5 protein-coding genes and 1 tRNA gene are annotated in these 4,684 nt (G+C 36.7%); 2 read left to right on the forward strand and 4 right to left on the reverse strand.

Features of this window, described 5'->3' with window-relative positions; all coding sequences use genetic code 11:
• Both ACKI3Q_RS10460 and ACKI3Q_RS10465 read left to right on the forward strand, forming a co-directional pair.
• A partial coding sequence (locus tag ACKI3Q_RS10460) for a MarR family winged helix-turn-helix transcriptional regulator (protein WP_407416530.1) occupies window positions 1-279 on the forward strand: 279 nt, incomplete at its 5' end.
• Between the two features lie 194 nt (window positions 280-473).
• Window positions 474-1,148, forward strand: coding sequence for an HXXEE domain-containing protein (locus tag ACKI3Q_RS10465; RefSeq protein ID WP_407416531.1), 675 nt, complete (start codon window positions 474-476; stop codon window positions 1,146-1,148).
• A gap of 87 nt (window positions 1,149-1,235) precedes the next feature.
• Here the strand turns inward: ACKI3Q_RS10465 and ACKI3Q_RS10470 are convergent, their stop codons facing one another.
• From ACKI3Q_RS10470 to ACKI3Q_RS10485, 4 genes are all read right to left on the reverse strand, one after another.
• Window positions 1,236-2,159 carry a DUF1848 domain-containing protein gene (locus ACKI3Q_RS10470; protein WP_407416532.1) on the reverse strand — a complete coding sequence of 308 codons (924 nt, stop codon included), beginning with the start codon at window positions 2,157-2,159 and terminating at the stop codon, window positions 1,236-1,238.
• Between the two features lie 23 nt (window positions 2,160-2,182).
• Complete coding sequence (locus ACKI3Q_RS10475) at window positions 2,183-3,340, reverse strand: thiolase domain-containing protein (RefSeq protein ID WP_407416533.1); 1,158 nt, start codon at window positions 3,338-3,340, stop codon at window positions 2,183-2,185.
• Window positions 3,341-3,352: 12 nt separating this feature from the next.
• Window positions 3,353-4,390, reverse strand: coding sequence for a hydroxymethylglutaryl-CoA synthase (locus ACKI3Q_RS10480; protein WP_407416534.1), 1,038 nt, complete (start codon window positions 4,388-4,390; stop codon window positions 3,353-3,355).
• A gap of 156 nt (window positions 4,391-4,546) precedes the next feature.
• Window positions 4,547-4,620 (reverse strand) — tRNA-Gly (locus ACKI3Q_RS10485).
• Between the last annotated feature and the right edge of the window lie 64 nt (window positions 4,621-4,684).

Raw genomic sequence — 4,684 nt, forward strand, 5'->3', positions numbered from 1 at the left:
CAACGAGATTTATCAGAAACGTTCAGCGTATCCGAACCCGTTGTTGCCAGAACTCTAAAAAATCTTGAAAACAAAGGATTTGTAATACGAACTAAAGACCCGAACAATAAAACCCGAAGACTACTTTCTTTAAGTGAACAGGGTTTTGAAATAAGTGAAAACATGTTACATATTACCGATGATTGGTTAAAAGAGATCTATAATGACATCAATGAATCAGATATTGACAAATTTAATGAAATAATTAAATTATTGACGATTAAATCATTAAAATTATAATATTAACATAATTTGGAATTGATATGATGCACACATTAATTTACTAAAGATTTCATCAATCAAAAAAGTGTTTTTGACGTATCCCCAGACATTGAAAAGGATGAATTGTATGGGCATTCAGGGCCTAATTGTGCCGGCAAATAAACAACTCTAATACATTTAATAAAAAACAACTAAATTAAAAGGTGATAATTATGGCAGAATCATTATTGGACAAATGGTGCGGACAACCATGGCTGCATGCAACATATTTTTTAGGAATCGTGATGTTGAATGTTTTGATAATAAATTGGGGCGTATGGGATGTGCCGCAAAAATTAATGGCATTGCTTGCAATATTTCTACCTTTGCATGTATTTGAAGAGCTTACCTGGCCAAACGGATTTCATTTCATGATGAACAAGATAATTCAAAAATCAGACAATCCTCTTGCATATCCTGAAAACAGGCTAACCGACATGATTACAAACTTTGGAGCTGAAATATTATTCATTGCATTAACATTCCTCACACCAATGCTTGGAAACAAAGGAGTGATATTTGTAATATTTTTCGGTATCGGCGAAACAATTGCCCATACAGTATTCAGCACACTAACATACAGACAATATAAATCCAAAGGCAAAAAAACATTATATTCACCAGGATTAGTGACTGCATGGTGTTTATTGCTTGAAACAGCCATTTACGGCGTATACTGGTTAATATATTCAAAAACATTTGTTATGGCAGACTTATGGGGATTGGCATTAGTGGCATTTCTAATCATATTCATGATACGTTTACCGTTTATCATATCCTATAAAAGTAAATCCACAAGATTTGCATATTCAGAAATAGGATATCTGGAAAAATACGAATCTGATTGAACTTCCCACTGCGTAGATATCAAGTTATTTCGAGTGAAAAGAAATGGAAAATATTTAAGAACATAATATTTCTATTACAAATGGAGGTTAGAATAATCTAGTTTGTTTGTCAATATAGCTGGGTTCCCTAACCTCTTTTACAACATCACCCTCTTTAACATCCCCAATAAGCAAGGGTGAATCCGGATTATGCAACTTTTGGTTCTTTTTAACTAGCTTCATGTTACTGTTGGCATAACAATATTTGCATCCGTGCATACATGTGTTATATAATCCAATATCCCTTCCCATTAAACAATTGCATTCACGATTCCTATACTTTCCTTTGGGGACTTTTAAATTATTTCCAATAGCTTTTTCCAACACCTGTTGGGTCATGCATCCTGATGAATCGAAACCGAACTGGTCAAGCGGGGTACCTTCAACACATGTTTTCATTTGTATGTCATATTCATCAGCAATTCTTGCAAAATTTTTGCCTATTTCCAAGCGTTCATCTGTTGTAACTTCACGAGCCTCAGGAAAATTTCTTAAAACCTTCGGATAGAGATCAATAAAACTGATTGTGCAATCTGAAGTATATTTATGCAGTTCAGATGCCATTTCTTCAAATTTTTCAATATGAAAATCAATTGAATATTTATCTGTAATGAAAATGGGATCATATCTCCAGGACACACAGTTGATTCCCAAAGTCTGTGACAGCTCATTAAATGTTTCAATGACTTTCTTATAGTCTGGAACATTTACTTCAATATCCTTGCCGTAGGGATTAATTGTCGTAAACCAGAATTGTCTGTAGTCAGACAGAATATCAAGATTCCTGACTAGAGGTTTTGGATTTTTAGAGCAAAAGCAGATACAATCTACAGTTTTAGGATTGAAATTATATTTATATATCTGATTGTTGTATGGATTTTTACTGAGTACAAAACCCTCTTCAATTCTGTTTAAGAACCATTTTGAGTAAAAAGCAGGAATATCAGTTCTTGTACCAGTATTGATTATCATGAAAAAAATAAGATAAAAGAGATTTATAAATCTCTTCCGAAAATGTGTACTGCTGCAGTTCCTCCGGTACCACCGATGTTGTGGGTCATACCGATTTCTGCACCATCAACTTGACGTCCACCAGCTTCTCCTCTTAATTGCCATACGATTTCAGCTGCCTGAGCAATACCTGTTGCTCCAAGAGGGTGTCCACGAGCTTTTAAACCTCCTGAAGAGTTGATTGGGAAATCACCGTCGATTTCTGTTTGGCCTTCTTCAATAGCTATTCCACCTTTACCTTTTTCGGCAAATCCTAAGTCTTCAACTGCCAAAAGACCGTTGATTGAGAAACAGTCGTGAACTTCAGTAACATCAATATCATTTACAGTAACTCCAGCCATATCATATGCTTTTCTGGAAGCCACTTTTGTTGATTCAATAGTAGTGATATCTTTTCTGTCGTGTAATGTCAATGTTCCTGAAGCTTGAGCGGAAGCTTTTACGTAAATTGGAGTATCAGTATATTCACGTGCTTTTTCAGCAGGAACCAAAACAATAGCTGCTGCTCCATCTGATACAGGAGAACAGTCAAGCAATGTTAACGGATCTGCAACCATAGTAGAGTTGATTACTTTATCTACACTGATTTCAAATGGGAATTGTGCATTTGGATTTTTAGATGCATTTTTGTGATTTACAACTGAAAATTGTGCCAATTGTTCACGGGTTGTACCGTATTCGTGCATGTGTCTTTTTGCAATCATTGCATATAATGAAGGGAATGTTGCCCCTTGCTGTGCTTCCCATTCCTGATCTGATGCTGTTGCAATAGCTGGAGTAGCATCGACTACATCAGTCATCTTTTCAACACCTGCAGAGATTACCACATCATGAAAACCTGATGCCACAGCCATAATACCTTGTCTTAAAGCCAATCCTCCTGATGCACAAGCAGCTTCAACTCTTGTGGTTGGAACAGGGTTTAAACCTACGTGATCGGAAATAAGGGCCGCAATATGTTCTTGTTCTACAAATAATCCTGAAGACATGTTTCCAACAAACATTGCTTCGATTTCATCTCCTCCCATACCGGCATCGACCAAAGCCTTTACACCAGCTTCAGCAATCAAATCTCTGAAAGAGGAATCCCATAATTCACCGAATTTTGTTTGTGAAACACCAATAATAGCAACGTCTCTCATAATCTAACCTCCCTACATTTTAATTTTACCTTTGAATTTAGCATAAACAGCATAGTCAACATAAGTTTTTTTGGAAATGATTTCTTCTGTTTTAGGAGCCAAATCTCTTTTTTCAGTTATTTCATCAGTTACTTCCAAGGCGAATCCGTCACTACCTGCACCTGAACCGTATGATACGACAAATATTTTGTCTCCAGGTTCGGCTACATCCAAGATGTTGGATAATGCCAGAGGTACAGCACCGGAATATGTATTTCCAATGTTTGGAGTCAATAATCCCTGAGAGTATTGTTCAGGAGTGAATCCTAATTTTTTAGCTGCCCTTAAGTAAAATTTACCGTTTGGTTGGTGGAAACAGGCATAATCATAATCGCCCGCCTGAGTGTCAGTCAATTCAAATAAGTTTTTAGCTGCACTCAATACATGTTTGAAGTAAGCAGGTTCTCCGGTAAAACGTCCACCGTGAGATGGGTAGTCTTCACCTTCCCTTCTGTAAAAGTCTGGAGTGTCTGTAGTAAAACTGTAAGTTTCCTCTATTTCAGCCAAAGTATTTTTCTTACCAATGATATATGCGGCACCACCGGCAGATGCAGTGTATTCAAGTGCATCTCCAGGAGCACCCTGAGATGTATCTGCACCGATAGCCAATCCATATTCAATTCTGTCACTTTCAACAAGACCCATAGACATTTGGATACCAGCAGTTCCTGCTTTACATGCAAACTCCAAATCGGCTGCAGTCAAGTCAGGTGTTGCGCAGACAGCTTCTGCAACAATGGTTGCTGTTGGTTTTACTGCATACGGATGTGATTCAGAACCTACATAAACAGCACCAATCTTTTGTGGATCAATTTGAGCTCTTGCTAGAGCATATCTAGCAGCTGTAACTGCAATAGTTGCAGTATCTTCATCAGCAGAAGGAACAGATTTTTCGTTAACAACTAACCCATTAGATAACGCTACAGGGTCATCACCCCATACTTTAGCAATTTCTTCTACTTTTATTCTATATGAAGGCACATATGCCCCATATCCTACAATTCCTACCATTAAATCACCGTAAATTTTATCATTTAAAGTATAATCTTTAAAAAGTATTATAATTAATTAATATATGTTTTTAATCTATATATATAGATAACTACTTAAAATAAGTATTTTAATAAAAGATAATAATTTTTCTTGAAAAAAAGATATTTTTTGATATGCAGCTGCCGGGATTCGAACCCGGGTTGTAGGCTTGGAAGGCCCAAGTAATAACCAGACTATACCACAGCTGCAAAAGTAAAAGTGCGGCGTCCGGGATTTGAACCCGGGTCTCTAACGTGGCAGGCTAGAGTCTTA

It is taken from the genome of Methanobrevibacter sp. (assembly GCF_045636185.1).
Taxonomy (GTDB): domain Archaea; phylum Methanobacteriota; class Methanobacteria; order Methanobacteriales; family Methanobacteriaceae; genus Methanocatella.